This is a genomic window from Kosakonia sp. S42, from assembly GCF_016624785.1.
Classification (GTDB): Bacteria; Pseudomonadota; Gammaproteobacteria; order Enterobacterales; family Enterobacteriaceae; genus Kosakonia; species Kosakonia cowanii.
Genome location: NZ_JACVTW010000002.1, coordinates 344162 through 370219 on the forward strand (window position 1 = coordinate 344162; position 26058 = coordinate 370219).

At 57.5% G+C, this 26058-nt stretch carries 30 protein-coding genes and 1 other RNA gene; 20 read left to right on the forward strand and 11 right to left on the reverse strand.

All coding sequences use genetic code 11. The features are described from left to right. Window positions 1–16: 16 nt before the first annotated feature. The 6 genes from IAE50_RS04985 (at window position 17) to IAE50_RS05010 (ending at window position 3178) form a co-directional block, all read left to right on the forward strand. Window positions 17–319, forward strand: a complete 303-nt coding sequence (locus IAE50_RS04985; RefSeq protein ID WP_023480772.1) for a YqjD family protein — start codon at window positions 17–19, stop codon at window positions 317–319. A 1-nt stretch (window position 320) separates the two neighbouring features. After that, window positions 321–719 (forward strand): phage holin family protein, encoded by a 399-nt coding sequence (locus tag IAE50_RS04990; RefSeq protein ID WP_034813644.1) that lies wholly within the window; start codon window positions 321–323, stop codon window positions 717–719. Beyond that, entirely contained in the window at window positions 716–1006 is a 291-nt protein-coding gene (locus tag IAE50_RS04995) for a YqjK-like family protein (protein WP_042715463.1), read from the forward strand. The genes IAE50_RS04990 and IAE50_RS04995 overlap by 4 nt, the downstream gene beginning before the upstream one ends. A gap of 212 nt (window positions 1007–1218) precedes the next feature. Continuing rightward, the gene (locus IAE50_RS05000) at window positions 1219–1611 is read left to right on the forward strand and encodes a DoxX family protein (RefSeq protein WP_023480714.1); all 393 of its coding nucleotides are present in this window, start codon (window positions 1219–1221) and stop codon (window positions 1609–1611) included. 75 nt (window positions 1612–1686) lie between these two features. After that, window positions 1687–2673, forward strand: coding sequence for a glutathione S-transferase family protein (locus IAE50_RS05005; RefSeq protein ID WP_054802993.1), 987 nt, complete (start codon window positions 1687–1689; stop codon window positions 2671–2673). A gap of 124 nt (window positions 2674–2797) precedes the next feature. Further along, the gene (locus IAE50_RS05010) at window positions 2798–3178 is read left to right on the forward strand and encodes a DUF805 domain-containing protein (RefSeq protein WP_042715499.1); all 381 of its coding nucleotides are present in this window, start codon (window positions 2798–2800) and stop codon (window positions 3176–3178) included. A 2-nt stretch (window positions 3179–3180) separates the two neighbouring features. Here the strand turns inward: IAE50_RS05010 and IAE50_RS05015 are convergent, their stop codons facing one another. After that, a complete protein-coding gene (locus IAE50_RS05015) occupies window positions 3181–4077 on the reverse strand; it encodes a LysR family transcriptional regulator (protein WP_042715458.1) in 897 nt (298 codons plus the stop codon). 105 nt (window positions 4078–4182) lie between these two features. Here IAE50_RS05015 and IAE50_RS05020 point away from each other — a divergent pair, with 105 nt between their 5' ends. Continuing rightward, complete coding sequence (locus tag IAE50_RS05020; protein ID WP_200579727.1) at window positions 4183–4884, forward strand: pirin family protein; 702 nt, start codon at window positions 4183–4185, stop codon at window positions 4882–4884. 25 nt (window positions 4885–4909) lie between these two features. Then, window positions 4910–5074 carry a hypothetical protein gene (locus IAE50_RS05025; protein ID WP_023480931.1) on the forward strand — a complete coding sequence of 55 codons (165 nt, stop codon included), beginning with the start codon at window positions 4910–4912 and terminating at the stop codon, window positions 5072–5074. Window positions 5075–5113: 39 nt separating this feature from the next. Here IAE50_RS05025 and IAE50_RS05030 read toward each other — a convergent pair whose 3' ends face one another. From IAE50_RS05030 to IAE50_RS05055, 6 genes are all read right to left on the reverse strand, one after another. Continuing rightward, entirely contained in the window at window positions 5114–5866 is a 753-nt protein-coding gene (locus IAE50_RS05030) for a glutamine amidotransferase (protein ID WP_200134846.1), read from the reverse strand. 290 nt (window positions 5867–6156) lie between these two features. Next, an RNA gene (gene rnpB, locus IAE50_RS05035) (RNase P RNA component class A) lies at window positions 6157–6535 on the reverse strand. A 32-nt stretch (window positions 6536–6567) separates the two neighbouring features. Further along, entirely contained in the window at window positions 6568–7713 is a 1146-nt protein-coding gene (gene garK / locus IAE50_RS05040; RefSeq protein WP_200579728.1) for a glycerate 2-kinase, read from the reverse strand. 102 nt (window positions 7714–7815) lie between these two features. After that, entirely contained in the window at window positions 7816–8706 is an 891-nt protein-coding gene (gene garR, locus IAE50_RS05045; protein ID WP_023480910.1) for a 2-hydroxy-3-oxopropionate reductase, read from the reverse strand. Between the two features lie 30 nt (window positions 8707–8736). Continuing rightward, a complete protein-coding gene (garL, locus tag IAE50_RS05050) occupies window positions 8737–9507 on the reverse strand; it encodes a 2-dehydro-3-deoxyglucarate aldolase (protein ID WP_023480795.1) in 771 nt (256 codons plus the stop codon). Window positions 9508–9533: 26 nt separating this feature from the next. After that, window positions 9534–10868, reverse strand: coding sequence for an MFS transporter (locus tag IAE50_RS05055; protein WP_200579729.1), 1335 nt, complete (start codon window positions 10866–10868; stop codon window positions 9534–9536). A 419-nt stretch (window positions 10869–11287) separates the two neighbouring features. Here IAE50_RS05055 and garD point away from each other — a divergent pair, with 419 nt between their 5' ends. The 8 genes from garD (at window position 11288) to IAE50_RS05095 (ending at window position 19346) form a co-directional block, all read left to right on the forward strand. Further along, entirely contained in the window at window positions 11288–12859 is a 1572-nt protein-coding gene (gene garD / locus IAE50_RS05060) for a galactarate dehydratase (RefSeq protein ID WP_200579730.1), read from the forward strand. A 190-nt stretch (window positions 12860–13049) separates the two neighbouring features. Then, window positions 13050–13904: a tagatose bisphosphate family class II aldolase gene (locus IAE50_RS05065; protein ID WP_200579731.1), complete on the forward strand. Its 855-nt coding sequence runs from the start codon at window positions 13050–13052 to the stop codon at window positions 13902–13904. A gap of 26 nt (window positions 13905–13930) precedes the next feature. Then, window positions 13931–15205: a tagatose-bisphosphate aldolase subunit GatZ gene (gene gatZ / locus IAE50_RS05070; RefSeq protein ID WP_200579732.1), complete on the forward strand. Its 1275-nt coding sequence runs from the start codon at window positions 13931–13933 to the stop codon at window positions 15203–15205. A gap of 11 nt (window positions 15206–15216) precedes the next feature. After that, on the forward strand, window positions 15217–15681 hold the full coding sequence (gatA, locus tag IAE50_RS05075; RefSeq protein WP_094422203.1) for a PTS galactitol transporter subunit IIA: 465 nt from the start codon (window positions 15217–15219) through the stop codon (window positions 15679–15681). A 30-nt stretch (window positions 15682–15711) separates the two neighbouring features. After that, complete coding sequence (gene gatB / locus IAE50_RS05080) at window positions 15712–15996, forward strand: PTS galactitol transporter subunit IIB (protein ID WP_023481001.1); 285 nt, start codon at window positions 15712–15714, stop codon at window positions 15994–15996. A 4-nt stretch (window positions 15997–16000) separates the two neighbouring features. After that, the gene (locus IAE50_RS05085; protein WP_200579733.1) at window positions 16001–17374 is read left to right on the forward strand and encodes a galactitol-specific PTS transporter subunit IIC; all 1374 of its coding nucleotides are present in this window, start codon (window positions 16001–16003) and stop codon (window positions 17372–17374) included. Between the two features lie 44 nt (window positions 17375–17418). Beyond that, window positions 17419–18462, forward strand: a complete 1044-nt coding sequence (gene gatD, locus IAE50_RS05090; protein WP_200579734.1) for a galactitol-1-phosphate 5-dehydrogenase — start codon at window positions 17419–17421, stop codon at window positions 18460–18462. Between the two features lie 110 nt (window positions 18463–18572). Beyond that, window positions 18573–19346 carry a DeoR/GlpR family DNA-binding transcription regulator gene (locus tag IAE50_RS05095; RefSeq protein WP_023480920.1) on the forward strand — a complete coding sequence of 258 codons (774 nt, stop codon included), beginning with the start codon at window positions 18573–18575 and terminating at the stop codon, window positions 19344–19346. A gap of 137 nt (window positions 19347–19483) precedes the next feature. Here IAE50_RS05095 and IAE50_RS26460 read toward each other — a convergent pair whose 3' ends face one another. Next, window positions 19484–19615, reverse strand: coding sequence for a hypothetical protein (locus IAE50_RS26460; protein ID WP_255563227.1), 132 nt, complete (start codon window positions 19613–19615; stop codon window positions 19484–19486). Window positions 19616–19620: 5 nt separating this feature from the next. Next, a complete protein-coding gene (gene rsmI, locus IAE50_RS05100; protein WP_023480862.1) occupies window positions 19621–20481 on the reverse strand; it encodes a 16S rRNA (cytidine(1402)-2'-O)-methyltransferase in 861 nt (286 codons plus the stop codon). A gap of 62 nt (window positions 20482–20543) precedes the next feature. On the opposite strand from rsmI, the gene IAE50_RS05105 reads away from it, so the two are divergent. The 4 genes from IAE50_RS05105 to dolP are packed head-to-tail and all read left to right on the forward strand — an operon-like array spanning window position 20544 to window position 24254. Beyond that, complete coding sequence (locus IAE50_RS05105; RefSeq protein ID WP_200579735.1) at window positions 20544–22703, forward strand: penicillin-binding protein activator; 2160 nt, start codon at window positions 20544–20546, stop codon at window positions 22701–22703. Then, entirely contained in the window at window positions 22661–23056 is a 396-nt protein-coding gene (locus IAE50_RS05110; protein WP_200579736.1) for a YraN family protein, read from the forward strand. The genes IAE50_RS05105 and IAE50_RS05110 overlap by 43 nt, the downstream gene beginning before the upstream one ends. 22 nt (window positions 23057–23078) lie before the next feature. After that, on the forward strand, window positions 23079–23669 hold the full coding sequence (diaA, locus tag IAE50_RS05115) for a DnaA initiator-associating protein DiaA (protein ID WP_023481027.1): 591 nt from the start codon (window positions 23079–23081) through the stop codon (window positions 23667–23669). 9 nt (window positions 23670–23678) lie between these two features. Further along, on the forward strand, window positions 23679–24254 hold the full coding sequence (gene dolP / locus IAE50_RS05120; RefSeq protein WP_023480922.1) for a division/outer membrane stress-associated lipid-binding lipoprotein: 576 nt from the start codon (window positions 23679–23681) through the stop codon (window positions 24252–24254). Window positions 24255–24300: 46 nt separating this feature from the next. Here the strand turns inward: dolP and IAE50_RS05125 are convergent, their stop codons facing one another. Both IAE50_RS05125 and IAE50_RS05130 read right to left on the reverse strand, forming a co-directional pair. Beyond that, window positions 24301–25338 carry a permease gene (locus tag IAE50_RS05125; protein ID WP_200579737.1) on the reverse strand — a complete coding sequence of 346 codons (1038 nt, stop codon included), beginning with the start codon at window positions 25336–25338 and terminating at the stop codon, window positions 24301–24303. A gap of 54 nt (window positions 25339–25392) precedes the next feature. Continuing rightward, window positions 25393–26046 carry an NAD(P)H-binding protein gene (locus IAE50_RS05130; protein WP_200579738.1) on the reverse strand — a complete coding sequence of 218 codons (654 nt, stop codon included), beginning with the start codon at window positions 26044–26046 and terminating at the stop codon, window positions 25393–25395. Window positions 26047–26058 lie beyond the last annotated feature (12 nt).

Below are 26058 nucleotides of genomic sequence, written 5' to 3' on the forward strand. Positions count from 1 at the left end.
TCACCTGGAGAGAATTATGTCGAAAGATAATGCTGACCATCTGCGCGCTGAGTTGAAATCGCTGGCGGACACCCTGGAAGAAGTGCTGGGTAATTCTGGTGAAAAATCGAAAGAAGAGCTGAGCAAGCTGCGTACCAAAGCGGAAAAAGCGCTGCGTAACAGCCGCGACCGCCTGGGCGATACCGGCGATGTTATTGCTCGTCAGACCCGCGAAGCCGCTGCCCGTACCGATGAGTACGTGCGTGACAATCCGTGGGCCAGCGTTGGCATCGGCGCCGCAATCGGCGTGGTGTTAGGCGTTCTGATGTCGCGTCGCTGATATGGCGGATTCACGATACGCGCAAGGGCCTGGCAAAAGCGCGCTCGGGATTGGTCAGCGTATGCTGACCATTCTGGTTGAAATGGTTGAGACCCGCCTGCGGCTGGCGGTTGTTGAGCTTGAAGAAGAGAAAGCCAACTTATTCCAGCTGCTCCTGATGGTGGGGCTGACCATGCTTTTCGCCGCATTTGGCCTGATGAGTCTGATGGTGCTAATTATTTGGGCCGTCGATCCGCAATATCGCTTGAATGTGATGATTGCAACCACCGTAGTGTTACTGGTGCTGGCGCTGATAGGCGGCATTTCGACACTGCGTAAAGCGCGGGCCTCGACACTGCTGCGTCACACACGCCAGGAGTTGTCGAACGATCGCGCCTTGCTGGAGGACGATAAATCGTGAGCAGCAAAGCCGAACGTCTGAAGCGTAAAGCGCAATTGCTCAGCATGATCCAGCAGCAACGTCTGGATCTCACCGCCGGGCGCCGGGACTGGCTTGAAGCCACCGGTGCTTACGATCGCGGCTGGAACACGCTGTTAAGCCTGCGCTCATGGGCGCTGGTAGGCAGTAGCGCAATGGCTATCTGGAGCGTTCGCCATCCTAATATGCTGGTGCGCTGGGCCAGACGCGGTTTCGGTGCCTGGAGCATGTGGCGGCTGGTGAAATCCACCGTTAATGCGCAGCGCTAAAGCGTCACTTGCTTGCTAACACGGGCGATCCTGGGATCGCCCGTTTGCTTTTGTGCTTAGGCAATTTTTTTGAAAGATTTCGACAGTTTTCCTAGCTAACAATATTTTCTCTCCGCGATTAATATCCTCTCCATCAACTGCAAGCCCACGGCATACGCCGTTTCTTACACAATTTTTACTGCATAGCGCCTATGCGGTTCCTGGAGAGAAAGATGAAAAAATTAGAAGATGTTGGTTTCCTGGTTGCTCGTATCCTGATGCCGATCCTGTTTATCGTTGCAGGCTGGGGCAAAATCACCGGTTATGCAGGTACTCAGCAATATATGGAATCGATGGGCGTACCGGGCTTCTTTCTGCCGCTGACCATCCTGCTTGAGTTTGGCGGCGGTCTGGCCATTCTGTTCGGCTTCCTGACCCGCACCACCGCGCTGTTCACCGCCGGCTTTACGCTGCTGACGGCGTTTATCTTCCACAACAACTTTGCGGAAGGCGCGAACTCCATTATGTTCATGAAAAACCTGACCATCGCTGGCGGCTACCTGCTGCTGGGCATCACCGGTCCGGGCGCGTTCAGCATCGACCGCGTACTGAATAAAAAGTGGTAAGCGCTCTATACTGACTGAATACACCAAAGCGAGGAGTTCACTCCTCGCTTTTTGCTATCAGAAGGAGAAGCAGCAATGGGACAACTGATTGACGGCGTCTGGCACGACACCTGGTATGACACCAAATCCACCGGCGGGCGCTTTAAACGTTCAGAATCGGCGTTTCGCAACTGGCTGACCGCCGATGGCGCTGCCGGCCCCTCTGGCGAAGGCGGGTTTGCCGCTGAAAAAGATCGCTACCATCTCTATGTTTCGCTCGCCTGCCCCTGGGCACACCGCACGCTGATTTTACGTAAGCTGAAAGGCCTCGAGCCTTTTTTACCGGTTTCGGTGGTGCATCCGCTGATGCTGGAAAATGGCTGGACCTTTGGCGATGATTTTCCCGCCGCGACGGGCGATACCCTCTATCAGCATGAGTTTCTCTATCAACTCTATCTGCATGCCGATCCGCACTATACCGGCCGCGTAACAGTGCCTGTGGTGTGGGATAAGAAGAATCACACCATCGTCAGCAATGAATCGGCGGATATTATTCGCATGTTCAATACCGCATTTGACGGGCTGGGTGCTAAAGCCGGGGATTACTACCCGCCTGAACTGCGCGAGAAGATTGACGAGCTGAATGGCTGGATCTACGACAATGTGAATAACGGCGTTTACAAAGCCGGTTTCGCCACCAGCCAGCAGGCCTATGATGAAGCGGTAACCGGGGTGTTTAGTGCACTGGAGCGCCTGGAGCAGATCCTTGGACGGCACCGCTACTTGACGGGCGATCGCCTGACCGAAGCGGATATCCGTTTATGGACAACGCTGGTGCGCTTCGATCCGGTCTATGTGACGCACTTTAAATGCGATAAGCGCCGCATCAGTGATTACCTCAACCTGCATGGCTTCCTGCGCGACCTCTACCAGATGCCGGGTATCGCCGAGACGGTTGATTTCGCGCATATCCGCAATCACTACTATCGCAGCCATAAGACGCTGAACCCGACGGGGATTATCTCCATCGGCCCGTGGCAGGATCTTGATGAACCGCACGGTCGTGACAGCCGTTTTTCCTGAACTTTCGGGCGCGTCACATCGCGCCCAAATAATTCCCCGCCCGACTTATCCCTTTGTAAATTTGCCGTCTATTCTTACTCTTATCGTTGTTAAAACAACGGATTGACCGTTGACCGAGGTAAAAATGGACTGGTATTTCTGGGTACTTCGTAATTACGCCACTTTCCACGGACGCGCCCATCGCCGCGAATTCTGGATGTTCACACTCGTTAACATCATTCTGTTCGGCGTGCTGAATGTGATTGATCGTATCGTGGGCTGGCACCACATCTTAAGCCTTGTTTACGCCCTGCTGATGCTGGTACCGACGCTGGCGGTACAGGTGCGTCGCCTGCATGACACCAACCGCAGCTGGCGCTGGCTGCTGCTGATGATTATTCCGCTGTTTGGCTCGCTGGTGCTGCTCGCCTTCTATAGCCAGCGCGGCACGCCGCAGGAGAACGAGTTCGGCCCGGAACCGCAGCCCTTCCCGCAAACGGTCCAGGCGACCGAGCGCGGCGCGTAGCGTTATTTACCGGCAAAAAGCTTGGGGATCTCACGCAGACACCACGATTTCCCCTCGCCCATGCTGTCGCGGCGCCAGGCCATAATAATATCCACCTCGCTGGTGTATTCCGGGCTGACCACGCGCAGGCGGCCCTCCGCAATATCACGCTCAACCAGCGGATAGGGCATGGTGGCGACGCCCAGCCCGGCGAGTAGCGCCTGGCGTTTATCTTCAATTGTACTGACCGTCAGCCTCGGCTGTTTATCCAGCAGCTGAACCGTAAGCACCGGGCGTTCGCGGGCGGTATCTGCTACCGCCACACCGCGGTACTTCACGCGCGTCACTTCAGAGAGTGGTTCCGGCTCCTGATGAATCGGGTGCTGCGGCGCGGCGACATAGACGTTCATTACGGTATAGAGCTTGCGGGAGTTGATCTCCGATGAGGAGCGAAAATGCATATCCGGCGCGATAACAATATCCGCCCGCCCCTGCTCCAGCCGCTCCCAGGCTCCCGCCAGCACTTCGGTGATAATCGATAACTGAGTGGTCGCTTTCGCCGCCAGCCTCTCCACCAGCGGAAACAGCTCTACCGTTGGTACCAGCGCTTCCGTCACCAGCGTTAAATGGGTTTCCCAACCGCGCGCCAGCGCTTCGGCGTCGGTCGTCAACTTATCAGCCGCTTCCAGCAGAACGCGCCCGCGCTCCAGCAGCATACGCCCGACATTGGTGAATTTGGTGCGGTGACCGGAGCGGTCAAACAGCACCACATCCAGCTCTTCTTCAAGTTTTTGCATGGTGTAGCTGAGCGCGGAGGGGACGCGCCCCAGTTCATCCGCAGCGGCGGCAAAGCTCCCGCGGCGGTCAATTGCATCCATCACGCGCAGTGCTTCCAGCGTCAGTGCCCTTTCTTTGGCCATAGGCGTTCTCATTCAGGAAATTTGAACATACCGGGCAGAATATCTGGCTAACAATGCAGCGTCCATCCCTTTAACATTGTTTTAAGTAAAGAGAGGTCAAGAATAATGATTACTACCCGAACGGCAAAACAGTGCGGACAAGCTGATTTCGGCTGGCTTAAAGCCCGCTACACCTTCTCCTTTGGACACTACTTTGATCCCAAACTGCTGGGTTATGCATCACTGCGCGTGTTGAACCAGGAAGTGCTCGCACCAGGGGCTTCTTTGCAGCCGCGCGCCTACCCGAAAGTGGATATTTTGAATCTGATTCTGGAAGGCGAAGCGGAGTACCGCGACAGCGAAGGCCACCATGTGCAGGCAAAAGCGGGTGAAGCGCTGCTTATCGCCACCCAGCCAGGTATCAGTTACAGTGAGCACAATCTGAGTAAAGACAAGTCGCTTACGCGCATGCAGCTATGGCTGGATGCCTGCCCGGAGCGGGAAAATGCGCCGGTGCAGAAGCTGATCCTTGCTGATGGTACCTGCCAGTTGCTGGCCTCGCCCGATGGCGATAAAGGTAGCATGCAGCTGCGCCAGCAGGTGTGGCTGCACCATATTTCGCTTAATAAAGGCGAAGAGCTGAAAATCGAATTACACGGACCGCGAGCCTATCTGCAGTCCATTCACGGGACGGTGCATGCCGTCACCCATCACAAAGAGCAAGAAGCCCTCACCTGCGGTGATGGTGCTTTTATTCGTGATGAAGCCACTATCACGCTGGTCGCCGATACGCCGCTTCGCGCGCTGTTGGTTGATTTACCGGTGTAATGAACATTTTTTATCAGGTGAGTAAATGAGTATCCGCACTATGTACAGTTCGTTCGATCGTGTCACCACGAGCCAGGAGAGTTCCGCCGCCGCAAACCAGGCGTTCGGGTTTGAAGAGATGCTGACGGAACTGGAAGTGATCGTCGAAGAAGCCGTTGTCCGTCTTGCTGAGGAAGAAGAAGCCGCCTGATTGCCAGCCCCGGCGCAAGCCGGGGTTCTGTTCCTGCCTTTATGATGCCGCGCGCAGTGAAAGCGCCCTCTCCTCCCTGAACGCCTCCTGCATAAACCGCCGTAAAATCTCCGCCGCACCCGGCGCGGGTATGACGCCTGCGATCAAGCTGTCAGTGTCGCCACCCTCTTTTTCGATATGGGGACGGTTAAGCCGTAGCAGATCGGTGGCGATCTCCGGTCGCATTTCGGGGTGAAACTGCACCGAAAACGCATTCGGCCCGTAACGCACGATCTGATGCGGATCGTGAATCGAGGCACCGAGCACCGTAGCGCCAATGGGTAAACGGGTAACCGTCTGTCGATGGGTCAGGTGGGCGGGAAAGCTCTCTTCAAGATGCGCAAGCAGCGGTTCGTGAGCGGCGGCGGCATTGAGATAAACGGTTTTGGTCCCCGCTTCACGGCCATCCTTGTGGTACTGCACATCACCGCCCAGCGCCCAGGCCATCAGTTGATGACCATAGCAGACGCCAAATAGCGGCATTTCCATCGCCATCGCCTCACGGATCCACGCGGCGGTCTGCTCGCTCCAGGGCAACCTGTCCGTGACCATCGCCCAGGATCCGGTGATGATCGCCGCCCGGCGCGGATCCGGGGTCGGCAGCGCTTCGCCTTCGAAAACGCGGATCACCTCAACATCATCAAGCTCACATCCCAACAGTTGGCAAAACCAGAGCGGCACATCGCCGTGCGCGTCACGCATAGTCTGCGGGGCGTTCCCCATCTGGAGAATCAAAATCGATTTTTGTTCCATAACAGCAACGCCTCCCATGGCGAAAAAATAGACATGTGCCAGACAGGTTAGCGCGTTTCGCCGCGAGGTTGATCGATTAATTGTTTATGAATTAGACAGAATTAGCTTAGAGAGCGTGAAAATAGCCCAGTGTCGAGGTCGGCTGGAGGCCTGGTAAGCGTAGCGCCATCAGGCATTGCACCCATCGCCGGATGGCGGCTCGCGCCTTATCCGGCCTACGTAAATGCCGGGGTCAGCTGTCGTTGTTGGCCCGGAAAAGCAAAAACCCCGCCGAGGCGGGGTTTTTTAAGAGGTGAAACTGACCGATAAGCCGGGTTCTGTCGTGGACAGTCATTCATCTAGGCCAGCAATCGCTCACTGGCTCAAGCAGCCTACCCGGGTTCAGTACGGGCCGTACCTTGTGAACCCCTATTTGGCCTTGCTCCGGGTGGAGTTTACCGTGCCGCGAACTGTTGCCAGACGCGCGGTGCGCTCTTACCGCACCCTTTCACCCTTACCTGATCCCGCTTGCGCGGGCCATCGGCGGTTTGCTCTCTGTTGCACTGGTCGTAGGCTTGCGCCTCCCAGGCGTTACCTGGCACCCTGCCCTATGGAGCCCGGACTTTCCTCCCCTCCGCCCGTCTCCCCCGAAGAGGACGACGACGAAGCGGCGACTGTCTGGTCAGCTTCGGCGCGCAGTATAGAGGGTTTGCGCCCGCGTGTCACCCTTCCGTCGACATTCCCACCGCCAGCGTCGCCGCGATATTTCGCGAGGCACGGTAAATGTTGTCAAACGCGCCGCGAAACGCCTCCTCCAGCGTGCCAATCGTGGTCAACACACTGAACACCGCGTCGATACCGTACTGATGCACCACGCCGACATCGCTGGTCAAACTGCCGGCGATACCAATCACTGGCTTATGGTATTTTTTCGCTACCTGCGCCACACCCACCGGCACTTTGCCGTGAATGCTCTGGCTATCGATGCGCCCTTCGCCCGTCACCACCAGCGTGCAGTCGAGGATATGCTCCTCCAGATTAAGCGCCTGGGTAACAATCTCAATGCCACTGCGCAACTCCGCACCGAGAAACGCCATCATCGCTGCCCCCATACCGCCCGCCGCGCCCGATCCCGGCACGCACTTCACATCGATATGCAGATCTTTTTTGATCACCTCGGCGAAGTGATCGAGGCTGCGATCCAGCTCAATGATCATCGCTTCCGTCGCGCCCTTTTGCGGGCCGAATATACGTGATGCGCCGCTCTCGCCGGTGAGCGGGTTGGTCACATCGCAGGCCACGCGGATCGTACACTTCTGCAAACGCGGATCGAGGCCAGAGAGATCGATTTGATTAAGGCCGATCAGGCTTCCGCCGCCGTGACCAATCTCTTTGCCGTTGGCATCCATAAGACGCGCGCCCAGTGCCTGCACCATACCGGCCCCGCCGTCATTGGTCGCGCTGCCGCCAATGCCGATGATAATGTTGCTCGCCCCCTTATCCAGCGCCTGCAAAATAAGCTCCCCGGTGCCGCGCGACGTGGTAATTAACGGATTACGTAATTGAGGCGCGACCAGAGCCAGCCCGCTTGCCGCCGCCATCTCAATAAAAGCAGTCGCGCCATCGCCCGAGCTTCCCCAGCAGGCTTCAACCGGCTCGCCCAGCGGGCCAGTCACGCGGGCGGTATGCATCGTGCCCTGCGTGGCGGCGATCATCGCCTCTACGGTACCTTCACCGCCATCCGCGACAGGAACAGAGACATAGTGCGCATCGGGAAAGATCTCCCGAAATCCTTTTTCTATTGCCTGCGCGACCTGCGTCGCAGAGAGGCTTTCTTTATAAGAGTCTGGGGCGATTACGATTTTCATAGTGGTGAGCCTGGTCAAGCCGCGCACGTCACCCTGCACGCGAAAGAAAGCCTGCAGAAGTGGATATCAAGAGAAGCAAGGGCGCGCCTGCGCCCTTTCTGATTAACGAGTGACTTCGACTTTCGCCAGTTTCTCGTAGTAGCACGCCAGCGCGCTGTGATCGGAGGTGCCCATGCCATCGGCGCGCAGCGCCTGCATCATCTCCATCACCGCCGCGGTCAGCGGCAGCTGCGCGCCCACGCCGTGCGAGGTATCCAGCGCATTTGCCAGATCTTTGATATGCAGATCGATCCGGAAACCCGGTTTAAAGTTGCGATCCATCACCATCGGCGCTTTCGCCTCCAGCACCGTACTGCCCGCAAGGCCGCCGCGGATCGCCTGGAAGACCAGATCCGGGTTAACGCCCGCTTTCGTCGCCAGGGTTAAGGCTTCCGACATCGCGGCAATGTTAAGCGCCACAATCACCTGGTTTGCCAGCTTGGTGACGTTCCCCGCACCGATATCACCGGTGTGTACCACCGACCCCGCCATCGCTTTCATCAGGTCGTAGTGCTTATCAAACACCGCTTTATCGCCGCCAACCATCACAGAGAGCGTGCCGTCGATCGCTTTGGGTTCACCGCCGCTGACCGGCGCATCCAGCATCTCCACACCTTTCGCTTTCAGTGCTTCGCTGATTTCACGGCTTGCCAACGGTGCGATGGAGCTCATGTCGATCAGCACCGTGCCCGCTCTCGCCCCTTCAATAATGCCGCCTTCACCCAGCGCCACCTCTTTGACATGCGGCGAGTTCGGCAGCATGGTGATGATGACATCACACTGCTCGGCGATGGCTTTGGCATTGCTCGCGGTTTCTGCTCCGGCGGCGACCAGCTCGCCCACCGCGTCACTGTTGCGGTCGACGACCACCAGTGAGTAACCGGCTTTGATGAGGTTTTTACTCATGGGTTTACCCATGATGCCGAGGCCAATGAAACCGACTTTCATCGTCATAATTGCGTCTCTCTCTTTCAGGTGGTGAGGTTATTTTTTAAAGGCGTCGGCGAGTCGCTGCGTCGCCGCACGGAATACGCCCAGATCGCTGCCGACGGCAACCACGGTCGCGCCCCACTCCAAGTAACGACGCGCGTCCGCCTCAACCGGCGCCAGGATGCCGCTCGGTTTGTTGTGCGCCTTCGCGCGGGCGAAAATATGTTGAATGGTGCGCTGCACTTCCGGGTGCGCAGCGTTGCCGAGGTAACCGAGCGTCGCCGCCAGGTCACTTGGCCCGACAAACACGCCGTCCACGCCGTCGGTCGAGAGGATCGCGTCGAGGTTATCCACGCCCGCCTGGCTCTCTATCTGCACCAGAATGGAGATATTGGCGTTGGACTGGCGGAAGTAGTCCGGCACGGTGCCGAACATATTGGCGCGGTGCGATACGGAGACGCCGCGAATGCCTTCCGGCGGATAGCGGGTCGCCGCTACGGCCAGCAGCGCATCCTCTTCACTCTCGACGAAGGGAATCAGGAAGTTATAGAAACCGATATCGAGCAGGCGCTTGATGATCACCGCATCGTTGGTCGGCACGCGCACAACTGGCGCGCTGACGCTGCCTTTGAGCGCCATCAGCTGCGGTACAAAAGTGAGCACGTCATTGGGCGCGTGTTCGCCATCAAGCAGCAGCCAGTCGAAACCCGCCAGCCCGAGCACTTCCGTGCTGATATGGCTACCCAGCGCAGACCAGCAGCCAATCTGAACCTGCTGCGCGGCCAGCGCGGCCTTGAATTTGTTAGGGAAGATATCGTTAGTCATCTTTTGTACCTTAAATGTGTTGGTGCTTATTTCTTCAGTTCCATACGTTTGATGTCGCCGACGACAAACAGGTAACAGACCATCATCATCAGGGCTGAACAGCCGACGAATACCAGCGCACCGTTGAAGGAGTGCAACTCTTTTACCATGTAGCCGATAACCAGCGGCGTCGCGATAGAGGCCACATTACCAAAGACGTTAAACACGCCGCCGCACAGGCCGACAATCTCTTTTGGCGCGACGTCGGAAATCACCGGCCAGCCGAGCGCACCAAAACCTTTGCCGAAGAAGGCCAGCGCCATCAGCGCGACCACCAGCGCGGTGTTGTCGGTGTAGTTACAGAGGATAATGCTGGAGGCCAGCAGCATGCCCATCACGATAGGCACTTTACGCGCCACGGTCAGGGATGAGCCACGTTTAATCAGGTAATCGGAGAAGAGCCCGCCCAGCACGCCGCCGACAAAGCCGCACAGCGCCGGAATGGAGGCCACAAAGCCCACTTTGAGGATCGACATCCCCTTCTCCTGCACCAGGTAGATGGGAAACCAGGTGAGGAAGAACCAGGTAATGGTGTTGAGAAAGTACTGACCAAAGAAGATGCCCAGCATCATACGGTTGCTCAGCAACTGCTTGATGTAATCGAGCTTCGGCCCGGCTTTCTTGTCGTCGCCCGCTTTTTTGTGGTCCATATCAACCACCGCGCCGTTCGCCGCAATGTACTCCAGCTCTTCGCGGGTCATACGCGGATGGTCGGTTGGGTTATGCACAAACTTCACCCATGCAAAGGTCAATACAAAACCGATCGCGCCCATGACGGTAAAGACGTGCTCCCAGCCCCAGGCGTAGGTCAGCCAGCCGAGCAGCGGCGAGAAGAGCGCCAGCGAGAAGTACTGCGCCGAGTTGAAGAGTGCCGAGGCGGTGCCGCGCTCCTTCGCCGGAAACCATGCCGCAACGATGCGCGCATTTGCCGGGAAGGAGGGCGCTTCAGAAAAACCGAGCATAAAGCGCATGATAAACATCGACACCCCGGCCCAGGCGAGGGGGAATAGATCGACAAAACCTTGCAGGAAAGTGAAGAGCGACCAGAAAAAGAGGCTGTAGGTGTAGACGCGTTTGGAGCCGAAGCGGTCGAGTAGCCAGCCGCCGGGGATCTGCATCAGCAGGTAGGCCCAGCCGAAGGCGGAGAAGATGTAACCCATCGAGACGGAATCGAGTTGTAGCTCTTTGGCAACATCGGTTCCGGCAATAGAGAGTGTGGCACGGTCAGCGTAGTTGACTGCGGTGACAATAAATATAATCAGCAAAATTAAATAACGGGTAGGAATCGCCCGTTTTGCTTCGACGGTTTGTTCAATAGCCATTTTAATTTCCTCGGACACCGCTAACTTTTAAATATATTTATTTGGGTGGTTTATCTGATGGTATTTAACGACGTAGAGTTAATTCAGATAACAGATACAGAGATTTAATTAGCCCTCAGTATAAACAGCGCCGGGAGAGCACACATTGTAACCTTGCTCAATTTTTTAACTATTTAAAAAGATTATTTTGAGCATATGCCCATAAAGCTGGGCGCTGATGCACACTTCTTGCATTATGCCGCCGCGCAGCGTGCGGCCCGGCGTTAATAAGTGATATGCGTCACATTTTAATAATTGAACTCCTGACATTCTTATTTCCAGTAAACAAGACTTTTCTTGCTGATATTAATTACAGAGTAAAGATCTGGTTTCTCTATTGTGAGTGATGCAGCGTACAGTGAGCGGGAGATAAATTAATAATGTCCGACATTGAAATAAGAGAGCAAATGCCTGGCGCGTTTTATATTAAGGTTCACGACACCGATAATGTCGCGATTATTGTTAACGACAACGGCTTAAAAGCCGGTACCCGCTTCCCGGATGGTCTGGAGTTGATTGAGCATATTCCGCAGGGGCATAAAGTTGCGCTGGTCGATATTCCTCATCACGGCGAGATCGTGCGCTATGGCGAAGTGATCGGCTATGCCGTGCGCCCGATCCCGCGCGGCAGCTGGATCGATGAATCCCTCGTTGAGCTGCCGACGGCCCCTCCGCTCAACACCCTGCCGCTGGCGACCAAAGTGCCCGAACCTTTGCCGCCACTGGAGGGGTATACCTTCGAAGGCTACCGTAACGCGGATGGCAGCGTCGGCACGAAAAACCTGCTCGGCTTAACCACCAGCGTGCACTGCGTGGCCGGGGTGGTCGATTATGTGGTAAAGCTGATCGAACGCGATCTGCTGACAAAATACCCCAATGTCGACGGCGTGGTCGGCCTTAATCACCTTTACGGCTGCGGCGTGGCGATTAACGCCCCGGCGGCGGTGATCCCAATTCGCACTATCCACAACATCTCCCTTAACCCGAACTTCGGCGGCGAAGTGATGGTGATTGGCCTCGGCTGTGAAAAATTACAGCCGGAGCGGCTGCTACAGGGAACGGATGATGTGCAGGCGATCCCGGCTGACGGCGCCAGCATTGTGCGTTTGCAGGATGAGCACCATGTGGGCTTCCGCTCAATGGTGGATGATATTCTGCAGGTCGCCGAGCGGCATCTGATCAAACTCAACCAGCGCAAACGCGAAACCTGCCCGGCTTCAGAACTGGTGGTTGGCATGCAGTGTGGCGGCAGCGACGCCTTCTCCGGCGTGACCGCTAACCCGGCGGTAGGCTTTGCTTCCGATCTGCTGATCCGCTGCGGCGGCACGGTGATGTTCTCGGAAGTGACGGAAGTGCGCGACGCTATCCACCTGCTCACCCCGCGCGCGATTAACGAAGAGGTGGGCAAACGCCTGCTGGAAGAGATGGCCTGGTACGATAACTATCTCGATCTTGGCAAAACCGACCGCAGCGCTAACCCGTCGCCCGGCAACAAAAAAGGCGGGCTGGCTAACGTGGTGGAAAAAGCGCTGGGCTCGATTGCCAAATCAGGCAAGAGCGCGATCTCCGAAGTGCTCTCCCCCGGCCAGCGCCCGACTAAACGCGGCCTGATCTACGCCGCCACACCGGCCAGCGATTTCGTCTGCGGCACCCAACAGGTCGCCTCCGGCATTACCGTGCAGGTCTTTACCACCGGTCGCGGCACGCCCTATGGGCTGATGGCGGTACCGGTGATCAAAATGGCGACCCGTACCGAGCTGGCAAACCGCTGGTATGACTTGATGGATATTAACGCGGGCACCATCGCTACCGGCGAAGAGAGCATTGAAGAGGTGGGCTGGAAGCTGTTCCACTTTATTCTCGATGTCGCCAGCGGGCGTAAAAAAACCTTTTCCGATCAATGGGGATTGCATAACCAGCTGGCAGTGTTTAACCCGGCGCCGGTGACCTGATCCCCGCAAGAAGACGTATAAACCTCACCCTTAGCATGGCTCCGGCCATGCTTTTTTTTGCCCCCTACCGCCTTTCATTCTCTTTCCCTCCCTTTCGAAAGTTTCGCTTTTACGATTCAAATCACAAAAAAGCGTTCCGAAAGACTATATCTTCTTTCGAAGAAAATAAACGAAAGGGTTCGGAGGCAGGATGTTTATCATTTCAACAAAAACCATGCTCACTAAGGCGCAGCGCGAAGGCTACGCGGTGCCTGCCTTTAATATCCATAACCTTGAAACGCTTCAGGTTGTCGTTGAGACCGCCGCCGAGTTGCGCTCACCGCTGATTGTAGCGGGTACACCAGGGACCTTTAGCTACGCCGGGATCGGCAATATTGTTGCCATCGCCGCCGATCTGGCAAAAACCTACAACCAACCGCTGGCGATCCACCTCGATCACCATGAAGAGCTTGCCGATATCGAGCGCAAAGTACACGCCGGGGTGCGCTCGGTGATGATCGACGGTTCGCATCTCCCTTACGCGGAAAATGTGACAGTGGTAAAAGCCGTTACCGACTTCTGCCATCGCTATGACGTCAGCGTTGAGGCGGAGTTAGGGCGTCTTGGCGGCCAGGAGGACGATCTGATCGTCGACGCCAAAGACACGCGCTTTACCAATCCACAGCAGGCGCAGGATTTTATCGAAAAGACGGGTATCGACTCGCTTGCGGTGGCGATCGGTACCGCGCACGGCCTCTACAGTGAAGAGCCAAAGCTCGATTTCGATCGGCTGGCGGAGATTCGCCAGGCCGTCGAGGTTCCGCTGGTGTTACACGGCGCTTCCGGCCTGCCTGCGGCCGATATTCGCCGCGCTATCGGCCTTGGTGTCTGCAAGGTCAACGTCGCCACCGAACTTAAAATCGCCTTTTCCGACGCGCTTAAGGCGTACCTGCTCTCGCAGCCGAATGCCAGCGATCCGCGCCACTACATGGTTCCGGCCAAAGCCGCCATGAAAGAGGTGGTACGCAAAGTCATCCACGATTGCGGCTGTGAAGGGAAGCTGTAAGCCCAGCCATTTAACCGGAGAATCACGTGAAAGAGATTATTGCCCGCCACAAAGCGGGAGAACACCTTGGCATCTGTTCCGTCTGCTCGGCCCATCCGTTGGTGATTGAAGCCGCGCTGCGCTTCGATTTGCATACCGACAACAGCGTGCTGATCGAAGCGACATCCAACCAGGTTAACCAGTTTGGCGGCTATACCGGCATGCAGCCGGCCGATTTCCGCGACTTTGTCTATGCCATTGCCCGCGAGGTCGGCTTCCCGCTGGAGCGGCTGATCCTTGGTGGCGATCATCTCGGGCCTAACTGCTGGCAGAACGAACATGCCGACGCGGCGATGGAGAAAGCGATCGCGCTGATCGAAGCTTACGTTGCCACCGGGTTTAGCAAGATCCACCTTGATGCCTCAATGTCCTGCGCGGACGATCCCGTTCCGCTGGATCCGCAGGTGGTGGCGGAGCGCGCCGCGCGCCTCTGTCTGGCTGCGGAGCAGACGGCAAGCGAGGCGCAGAAAAAGGCGCTGACCTATGTCATCGGCACGGAAGTACCGGTGCCGGGCGGCGAGGCCAGCAGCATCAGCGCGGTGCACGTTACCCATGTGGAAGATGCCGCGCGCACGCTGGAAACTCACCGTGTCGCCTTCAAGGCGCTGGGGCTGGAAGCAGCGATGAAGCGGGTTATCGCCATCGTGGTTCAGCCCGGCGTGGAGTTCGATCATACGCAGGTGATTCATTATCAGCCTCAGGCCGCCGAAGCGCTTTCCGGCTGGATCCGTCAGACGCCAATGGTCTATGAGGCCCACTCGACGGATTACCAGTCCCGCCACGCCTATCGCGCGCTGGTACGCGATCATTTCGCCATTCTGAAAGTTGGCCCGGCACTGACCTTTGCCCTGCGCGAAGCGATTTTCGCCCTAGCGCAGATGGAGAACGAGCTGATTGCTCCGGAGAGTCGTAGCCGGGTGCTGGAGGTGATTGACGAAGTGATGCTCAACGAGCCGGACTACTGGAAGAAGTATTACCACCCCACCTGGAGCCAGGCGATGGTCGATATCCACTTCAGCCTCTCTGACCGCATCCGCTACTACTGGCCCCACCCGCGCATCCGCCAGGCGGTGGAAAAACTGCTCGCGAATCTCGACACCGTCAGGCTGCCGCTGGGGCTGATTAGCCAGTTTATGCCTCTACAACTGGAACGCGCGTCGCTAAACGAGATAGTCACAACGCCACGCAGCCTGATTATTGACAAAATACAGGACGTATTGCGTGCCTATCGCTACGGATGCGCCCCTGAAACTACCTGTTAAGCGGAGTGTGTATGAGCCAACTGTTTGTCCGAACCGGAGTGGATTTTGCCTCGCGCCAGCAACTGCTGGCACACATTGGCGAGGAGATGCTGGCAAAAGGCGTCGTCCATGCAAGCTACCCCGCCGCGCTGCTGGCGCGCGAGGAAAGCTACCCAACCGGCATCGCGCTGGAGCGTCATGGGATCGCCATTCCCCACTGCGAGGCGAGCCACGCCCTCTCCCCGGCGCTCTATCTGATTCGTCCGCGCACACCGGTTTATTTTCAACAGGCTGATGATGATAGCGACATTGCCGCATCGCTGATTATTGCCCTGATTGTGGAAAACCCGGCGGCGCAGCTGACGCTACTGAGAAAACTGTTTAGTGAGCTACAAAACCCGAACACGCTGGACGCGCTGCTGAACGCCGCGGATGACGATCTGGCGAGATGTTTTCGGGAGACGATCCTGGAGCCTGAAACGTGCGGACAGGCTTAATAACATACTGATAATAAAAAGGAGTACCCTATGAAACGTAAAGTGATTGTCGCCTGCGGCGGTGCGGTCGCCACCTCCACGATGGCGGCAGAAGAGATCAAAGAGCTGTGCGATACGCACCACATCGAACTCGATCTTGTGCAGTGTCGGGTAAATGAGATCGAAACCTATATGGACGGCGCGGATCTTATCTGCACCACCGCAAAAGTGGATCGCGCCTTCGGCGATATTCCTGTTGTGCACGGTATGCCCTTCGTTTCGGGAGTAGGCATCGAGGCGCTACAGCAAAAAATCCTGACCATTCTCGTGGGGTAACGCTATGTTTAGCGAAATAATGCGTTATATCCTCGACTTAGGTCCTACCGTTATGCTGCCGGTGGTGATCATTATTTTCTCGAAGCTGCTGGGGATGAAACTCGGCGACTGCTTTAAATCCGGTCTGCATATTGGCATCGGCTTTGTCGGCATTGGCCTGGTGATCGGTCTGATGCTCGACTCCATCGGCCCGGCGGCTAAAGCCATGGCGGAGCACTTCCAGATCAACCTCCAGGTCATTGATGTTGGCTGGCCGGGATCGTCACCGATGACATGGGCATCGCAAATTGCGCTGGTTGCCATCCCTGTCGCCATTGCCGTGAATATCATCATGCTGGTAACGCGCATGACGCGCGTGGTCAACGTGGATATCTGGAATATCTGGCACATGACCTTTACCGGCGCGATGCTGCATCTCGCTACCGGCTCTTACTGGATTGGCATTCTTGGCGTGGCGGCGCACGCGGCGTTCGTCTATAAACTGGGCGACTGGTTTGCCAAAGATACGCGGGACTTTTTTAGCCTCGAAGGCATCGCCATTCCTCATGGCACCTCTGCCTATTTGGGGCCGGTTGCCGTGCTGGTGGACACCCTCATCGACAAAATCCCCGGCCTGAGGCGTATTCATTTCAGCGCCGACGATATTCAGAAACGCTTCGGGCCATTCGGCGAACCGGTCACCGTCGGTTTTGTGATGGGGATTGTAATTGGGCTGCTGGCTGGTTATGACCTGAAAGGCGTACTGCAACTGGCGGTGAAAACCGCAGCCGTTATGCTGCTGATGCCAAGAGTGATCAAACCGATTATGGATGGCCTGACGCCGATTGCGAAACAGGCGCGTAAACGTCTGCAGGCAAAGTTTGGCACTCAGGAATTTTTGATCGGTCTCGATCCGGCGCTGCTGCTGGGCCATACCTCAGTGGTCTCCGCCAGCCTGATCTTTATCCCGCTGAGCATTCTGATCGCGGTACTGGTGCCGGGTAACCAGGTGCTGCCATTCGGTGACCTGGCGACCATTGGTTTCTTTGTGGCGATGGCGGTTGCGGTGCATCAGGGCAACCTGTTCCGCACGCTGATCTCCGGGGTGATTATTATGAGCATGACCCTGTGGATCGCCACACAAACCATCGGTCTGCATACGCAGTTGGCCGCCAACGCGGGCGCACTGAAAGCGGGCGGGATGGTAGCCTCGATGGACCAGGGCGGTTCCCCGGTCACCTGGCTGCTCATTCAGCTCTTTACCTGGCAAAATCTGGTCGGTTTCGTGGTTATCGCCGCGATTTACCTGACCGGTGTCCTGCTTACCTGGCGCAGAGCGCGCCACTTTAAAGCGGCAGAGAAAGCGGCTGCTACGCCGGAAAGCCAGCCCGCATCGTGATCGTTGGGGAGCGTTCGCTCCCCTGTTACATCCTGGAGAGTGTTATGAAATCAGTGGTTATTCATGCTGAGGGCAACGTCTGCGTTGAAGATCGCCCTGAACCCCAGTTGCAGCATGAGGATGAGGTGAAGGTGAGAGTAGTCAGCTCCGGCCTGTGCGGCTCGGATATTCCGCGCATCTTCGCTAACGGCGCGCATTTTTACCCTATTACCCTTGGGCATGAGTTCAGCGGTTATGTCGAAGCCTGCGGCCCGGCGGTTACCGATCTGCACGCTGGCGACGCCGTGGCCTGCGTACCGTTGCTGCCCTGCTTTGACTGCCCTGCCTGCCGCCGGGAGTACTACTCGCTGTGCAAACGCTACCAGTTTATCGGGTCGCGCTGCGACGGCGGCAATGCCGAATACATTGTTGTTAAGCGGCCCAACCTGGTTCGCTTACCTGCGGATCTGCCCATTGAAGATGGAGCGTTTATTGAACCGATAACCGTTGGCCTGCACGCGTTTCACCTGGCTGGCGGCTGCAAAGATAAAAACGTGGTGATCGTCGGGGCTGGCACCATTGGGCTGCTGGCAATGCAGTGCGCACGAGCCTTAGGGGCGAAAAGCGTCACCGCCATTGATATCAACCCTGACAAATTAGCGCTGGCCGCTGCGCTTGGTGCCACCCGCACCTTTAACAGCCGCGAGCAGATCGCGGCTGACATCCTCGCCGGGCTGGAAGCAGAGAGCTTCGACCAGCTTGTGCTGGAAACGGCTGGCACACCACAAACGGTCTCGCTGGCTATCGAAATTGCCGGGCCGCGTGCGCAGGTGGCGCTGGTGGGGACGCTCCATCACGACCTTACGCTTACCGCCACGATATTTGGGCTGATTTTGCGTAAAGAGCTGACGCTTATCGGCAGTTGGATGAACTACTCCGGCCCCTGGCCTGGGGAGGAGTGGCATACCGCGGCGCGTTTGCTGACGGAAAAACGGCTCGCCCTTGAGCCGCTGATCGCCCATCGCGGTGGCCCCGAAAGCTACGCGCGCGCGGTGCAGGCGCTGAATGGCAAACCGATGCAGGGAAAAATCCTGCTGCGCCTTGATTAAGCGACAGAGCCAGCAACCTGCGCTGGCTCACATTTCCTTTCGAAAGTTAACGTTCACGTTTCACAAACCTTCGATTACACTACGGAGAGTTAATTCGCAGGCAAATCAACATGAACTCATTTGAACGAAGGAATAAGATCGTCGATCTGGTGAATGCGCAAGGAAGTGTGCTGGTCATTGACCTCTCCAATAGCTTTGGAATTTCAGAAGTCACTATCCGCGCCGATCTGCGGCTACTGGAAGAGAAAGGTCTGGTGACGCGCTTTCACGGCGGCGCAGCGAAGCCGGGCAGTTATATGCTCGACAGCGAAAATCAGGAAGTGGTGCTGGAAGATCGCTACAAACTGGCGAGCGACCCGAAGAAGCGTATCGCTCAGTCAGCGGCGGCGATGATCGATGAAGGGATGACGATTATCCTCGACAGTGGCAGTACCACCATGCTGATTGCCGAAGCGCTGGCGAAAAAAAGCAATATCACCGTCATCACTAATAACCTCCCCGCCGCGTTTGCCCTGTCGGAAAATAAGGACATTACGCTGGTGGTGTGTGGCGGCACCTTGCGGCATAAGACCCACTCAATGCACGGCACGATTGCAGAGCGATCCCTCCAGGGTATCAGCGCCGATATTATGTTTGTTGGTGCAGATGGCATCGATCCGACCCATGGCATCACCACCTTTAATGAAGGCTACTCCATCAGCAGCGTAATGGCAGCGGCGGCGCATAAGGTTGTGGCAGTGGTGGACGCCAGCAAATTTAACCGCCGCGGCTTTAATCAGGTGCTGCCGATGGAGAAGATCGACTGCGTGATCACCGACGAAGGGATTGGTGAGAAAGAGAAAGCGGCACTGAGAAAACTGGGTAAGGATCTTCGGGTGGTTTAATGCCCTGCTGCCTTGGTTAGCGGGCCGCTGCCATTTTACCTGCCAGTGGCCCCTTTATTCGCACCGACACGCAGCAGCTTTCCCTTTTGCTGTATCGATTGCAGGTAGCGCTCCGCCTCGTTAAAGGAGGATATTTGTTACGACATCTCTTCCGACAGGTTATCCGACAAGGTAAATGACGAATTAAGCCCCTCTATCAACTCCGCGATCTCAACGACCTGGTTGAGGATCGCGGCGGTGATGGTAAAGGGAGGCACATAGCGGCTCATCGGTGTTACCCCTGGTTATCCAGCGCGTATTTATAGAGGGCGTTTTTCTTTACGCCGTGGATTTCTGCGGCCAGCGCGGCGGCTTTTTTCAGCGGCAGTTCGGCTTGCAACAGTGCCAGCGTGCGCAGCGCATCGGCGGGCAACGCGTCCTCCTGCGCTTTATGGCCTTCGACGATCAGCACCATCTCGCCTTTGCGGCGGTTCTCATCCTCTTTCACCCACGCCAGCAACTCGCCGACCGGCGCGCCCTGAATGCTCTCCCAGGTTTTGGTCAGCTCACGCGCCAGCACCACGTAACGGGAGGGGCCCCAAACTGCGACCATATCTTCGAGGCTCTCCAGCAGGCGATGGGTAGACTCGTAGAAGATCAGCGTGCGCGGCTCGGCCTCAATCGCTTTAAGCGCGTCGCGGCGACCTTTTGATTTCGCCGGGAGAAAGCCTTCGTAACAGAAGCGATCGGAGGGCAACCCTGCCGCACTGAGAGCGGCAATCGCCGCGCAGGGGCCGGGGAGCGGCACAACGCGAATGCCGGCTTCGCGGCAGGTACGCACCAGGTGATAGCCGGGATCGTTAATCAGCGGCGTGCCCGCATCCGAGACGAGGGCAATGTTCTGCCCCTCTTTCAGCTTCGCCACCAGCATTTGCGCTTTTTGCTGCTCGTTATGGTCGTGAAGGGCAAACATCCGCGCGTTGATGGCGAAATGTTGCAGCAGTAAACCGGTGTGGCGGGTATCCTCAGCGGCAATCAAATCAACGTCTTGCAACACGGTTAATGCGCGTTGGGTAATATCAGCCAAATTCCCGATGGGAGTAGGTACAATGTAAAGCTGACCTTGAGAATTCTCCGCCGATTCGTGTTGTTTCATTGTTTCATCCGTATTGCCGATTTAATATTGAGCACTGCGTAAAAAATATCACTGGATACAGTATGCTACCGTCAAAATTTCTTCGTTCGAAAGCCACGCGCTGCCTGCCTGTGGTGCTGGCCGCCCTGCTGTTCGCGGGCTGCGGCACACAGTCAACAGACCAGAGCACCTCGCATATGGAGGGCTCAGCGCAGGCTGATTCTGCCTACTACCTGCATCAGATGCAGCAAAGCACAGATGATAGCAAGACCAACTGGCAATTACTCGCCATTCGTGCACTGCTCAAAGAGGGCAAAACCCAGCACGCCAACGAGCTGTTTGGTCAGTTGCCGCAGGATCTGAACGATACGCAGCGTAAAGAGTACGCGCTGCTCGCCGCCGAAATGAAGCTGGCGCAGCGTGATGTAGCCGGTGCGCAGGCGCTGCTTGATAAGATTGATCCCGCTGAGCTTGAGAAGAACCAGCAGGCGCGTTACTGGCAGATCGCCATTGCCGCCGCGCAGGGTAAACCCTCCCTGACGCTGCTGCGCGCCCTTATCGCCCGCCAGCCGCTGCTGACGACGCCGGAAGAGCAGCAGAAAAATATTGATGCCACCTGGCAGGCGCTCTCCTCCATGACCCAGGATCAGGCGAGAACGCTGGTGATCAACGCCGATGAAGTGACCCTGCAGGGCTGGCTCGATCTGCAGCGTATGTGGTTCGACAACCGCAACGATGCCAAAATGCTGAAAGCCGGCATCAGCGACTGGCAGACCCGCTACCCGCAGAACCCGGCGGCGAAAATGCTGCCGACTCAGCTCTCCAATCTGCAAAATTTCAAACCGGCATCGACCAGTAAAATCGCCCTGCTGCTGCCGTTAAACGGCCAGGCGGCAGTGTTTGGTCGCGCTATTCAGCAGGGTTTTGAAGCGGCGAAAAACGGCGCTTCCCCGGTCTCCGGCCCGGCGGTTCCGCAGCAGGTGGCGCAGGCCGCCACCTCTGACGTGGTCAGCCCTTCGCAGGCGAATGTTGCCGACCTGACCAGTGGCGAGGCACAGCCGAACGTCGCTGCACCGAATGCCCAGCCGGTACAGGCACCGGATAGCGCGGCGCAAAGTGCCCCTGCCGATGAAACGCAGCCTGCGGAAAATGCACAGCAGCCAGCCGCCAATAACGAGCAGCCTGCTGAAAGCGCGCAGCAAACACCTGCGGCGACGCCACCACAAACCCCCGCCTCTCAGCCCGTTGCTGTCACCGCACAATCTAACGCCGGCGCGGAGCTGAAAATCTATGACACCAGCGCGCAGCCGATGGATCAGATCCTCAACCAGGTGCAGCAGGATGGCGCAAGCATCGTCGTTGGCCCGCTGTTGAAAAACCACGTTGAAGAGCTGATGCGCAGCCATACCACGCTCAATGTGCTGGCGCTTAACCAGCCGGAGCAGGTCGAGAACCGCCCGAACATCTGCTACTTCGCCCTGTCGCCGGAAGATGAAGCCCGCGACGCGGCGCGCCATATTCACGATCAGGGGCGTCAGGCACCGCTGCTGCTGATCCCGCGCAGTGCGCTGGGCGATCGCGTCAGCACCGCGTTTGCTGACGAGTGGCAGAAAATCGGCGGCGGCGTTGTGCTGGCGCAGAAATTTGGTTCCACCGCTGAACTGCGTATGGGGCTGAATGGCCGCTCCGGCATCTCAATGACCGGCAGTCCGGTCTCCGCCAGCCTGCCGCAGCAGCAGGGCGTGACCATTGGCGGCCTCAATATTCCGGCACCGCCGAGCGACGCGCAGATTAGCGGCGGCGGCAAAGTTGATGCGGTCTATATTCTGGCGACGCAGGATGAAATTGCGCTGATCAAACCGATGATCACCCTGCGCACCGGCAGCCAGAGCGGTGTGATGCTCTACGCCAGCTCGCGCAGCGCGCAGGGCGGCGCAGGGCCGGACTTCCGCCTTGAGATGGAAGGGCTGCAATACAATGAGATCCCGATGCTCGCAGGCGCGAATCCTTCCCTGATGCAGCAGGCGCTGCGCAGTGTGAATAACGACTACTCGCTGGCGCGTCTCTACGCGATGGGCGCGGATGCCTGGTCGCTGGCGAATAACTTCTCGCAAATGCGTCAGGTGCCGGGCTTTGAGCTGAACGGCAACACCGGCGACCTCACCGCCACCCAGGATTGCGTGATCAACAGGAAGTTGTCATGGCTCAAATACCAGCAGGGGCAGATCGTCCCGGCAAACTAACCCGCAAACAGAGCGGCGACGCCTGGGAGATGGAGGCGCGCCGTTTGCTGCAGAGCAAGGGATTGCGTTTTCTCGCCGCCAACGTGCGCGAGCGCGGCGGCGAAATCGACCTGATTATGCGCCACGGTAGCACCACCGTCTTTGTCGAGGTGCGCTACCGCGCCTCGGCGCGTTTTGGCGGCGCGGCAAGCAGCGTAACCCTCGCCAAGCAGCGCAAACTGCTGCATACCGCCCATTTGTGGCTTGCCCGGCACAATGGGAGTTTTGATACTGTGGATTGCCGGTTTGATGTGGTAGCCTTCACCGGAAATGACGTTGAGTGGCTACAGAACGCCTTTGGCGGCCACGCATAATTGCTCAATCATAGGGATTACCGTGCTCGAACGAATTAAAGTCTGCTTTACGGAAAGCATTCAAACGCAAATTGCAGCTGCGGAAGCGCTGCCCGATGCGATTTCCCGCGCAGCCATGACAATGGTGCACTCCCTGCTCAACGGCAACAAAATCCTCTGTTGTGGCAACGGCACCTCCGCCGCCAACGCACAGCATTTTGCTGCCAGCATGATCAACCGTTTTGAAACAGAGCGCCCCAGTTTACCTGCCATTGCACTTAATACCGATAATGTGGTCTTAACCGCGATAGCGAATGACCGTCTGCATGACGAGATCTATGCCAAGCAGGTGCGCGCTCTGGGCCATAACGGCGACATTTTGCTGGCGATCTCCACCCGGGGTAACAGCCGCGATATCGTAAAAGCCGTGGAAGCGGCCGTGACGCGTGATATGTCGATCATCGCGCTGACCGGTTATGACGGCGGCGAGCTGGCTGGCCTGCTGGGCCCGCAGGATGTGGAAATTCGTATTCCTTCTCACCGCAGCGCGCGCATCCAGGAGATGCACATGCTGACGGTGAATTGCTTGTGCGATTTGATTGATAACACGCTTTTTCCTCACCAGGATGATTAAGGAGTACACATGAAGGCATTTACGCCCCTCGCAGTCCTTATTTCCGCACTGCTGCTACAGGGTTGCGTTGGCGCAGTGGTGGTCGGGTCTGCCGCCGTTGGCACCAAAGCCGCGACGGATCCCCGCACCGTTGGCACCCAGGTGGATGACGGCACCCTGGAGCTGCGCGTCAACAGCGCACTGTCGAAAGATCAGCAGCTGAAGAAAGAGGCGCGTGTTAACGTCACCGCCTATCAGGGGAAAGTGCTGTTGACCGGCCAGGCGCCGAATACCGAACTCTCTTCACGGGCGAAACAGATTGCCATCGGCGTGGAAGGCGCAACGGAAGTCTTTAACGAGATCCGTCCGGGCCAGCCGATTGGTCTGGGAACGGCTTCGTCCGATACCTGGATCACCACCAAAGTGCGCTCGCAGCTGCTCGGCAGCGACCAGGTGAAATCCTCTAACGTGAAAGTCACCACCGAGAACGGCGAAGTGTTCCTGATGGGTCTGGTGACCGCACGTGAAGGCCAGGCCGCGGCGGATATCGCCAGCCGGGTCAGCGGCGTCAAGCACGTCACCACCGCCTTTACCCTGCTCAAATAATGAAAAAGCCCGGTATCAACCGGGCTTTTTTCTTTCACTTCACGCGTTACACCAGCGCGACAAAGCCGGTCAACATTCCGCACACCGCCACCAGCGCGGCGGTCAGCCACAGGGCTTTTGCCGGGAAGGATTTGCGCAGCATCACCAGCGATGGCAGGCTTACCGCCGGCAGCGTAATCAGCAGCGCCAGCGCAGGCGCCATGCCCATTCCCGCCAGCATCATGGTCTGCACAATCGGGATCTCTGCCGCCGTTGGAATGACAAAAAGACAGCCAGCAATCGCCATCGCCACCACCCATAGTACCGTGTTATCCACTGCGCCATCGGCATGGGGGAAGAGCCAGACGCGCGCTGCGCCAAGTACCAGTACCGCAAGAATATAGACCGGGATGGTGCTCCAGAAGAGCTGCCACAGCGCCCGGCCCCAGCGTGACATAAAGCTGCCCTGCGGCTCCGGCAGCGTGATATCCACGGCTTCCGCCTGCTGCGGGCTCTCTTTAACCACGGTCTGCACAATCATCGCCACACCAAGCACCGTCACCAGCCCTGCCACCAGGCGAATGGCGGCGAAGTGCCAGCCGAGGACAAAGCCCATAAACACCAGCGTGGCCGGATTAAGCAGCGGGTTACCCATCCAGAAGGCGAGCGCACCGCCCATCGAAACCCGCTGGCGACGCATACCGGCCGCGACGGGTGCCGCACAGCAGGAGCACATCATGCCCGGCAAAGAGAAGAGTGTGCCGAGCAGCGTGCCGCGAAAGCGCTGCTGTCCGAGCGTGCGCAGCAGCCAGTCGCGCGGGATCAGCACCTGAATCAGCGAACCGAGCAGTACGCCAAGCACGGCGGCTTTCCAGACGGCGAGGAAATAGACCATGGCGTAATCCAGCGCCGCCTTAAACGGGCTGGCATCAGCCTGGGAGAGAATCGATTTACCAATGCTGTGCGTCTCGGCGGCGGTGAAGGCTTTGTCGTAATAAGGCTGCCATTTCACGAACCAGAGACCAACAATAACAACAAGAAAGAACAGCGCGGGTTTCCACCATTGGATCGGTGTCGCCGCCTGAGGTGAAGACTGACCAGCCATAACATGCCCCGGGGATAGTGTAGTTTTTAGCCCCGGCATAGTACGCCTGAATTGCTATTTTGCAAACGGGCTCTGCGCTGCCATCGCCCGCAGCTGGGCCGATTCGATAATCTCAACGCCGCGATTGTCACCAGAATGCGCCGCAACCAGCAGCGCGCGGGCGACATCCTGCGCGGCAATCGACTTCCAGTTGCCCGGCAGCAAGCGGAAAAGCGGTGCCAGCAGCGATTCGTTAGCGCGCTTTTTCTCGCGCTCCCCGAGTAACATCGACGGACGCGCCAGCGTCAACGATGGCCACTGTTGAGCAATAAGCGCCGCTTCCATCTCCCCTTTCACCCGGTTATAGAAAAAGGGCGAATGCGCATTAGCGCCCATCGAGCTCACCACCAGCAGTTGCCTGGCACCTAGCCGCTGACCAGTTAATGCCGTGTCCACCACCAGCGTGTAATCGGCCAGCACAAACGCCTCTTTACTTCCCGCTTCGCGCCGCGTGGTGCCGAGGCAGCAGAAGACCGTATCAACCGGTTCGGTGACCTGCGCCAGCGCATCGCTGAGCTGCGGGTCGTGCGGGTTTATGACGCCTTCGGCACTTTGCAGTGGGCGACGCGTGGGCGCATAGATGGCGCTGACGCCCGGTTCCGCCATCAGCAACCGCAGCAGATGCCCGCCCACTAAACCGGTTGCACCGGTGATCAATACTCGCTCCATCCCTTCTCCTTT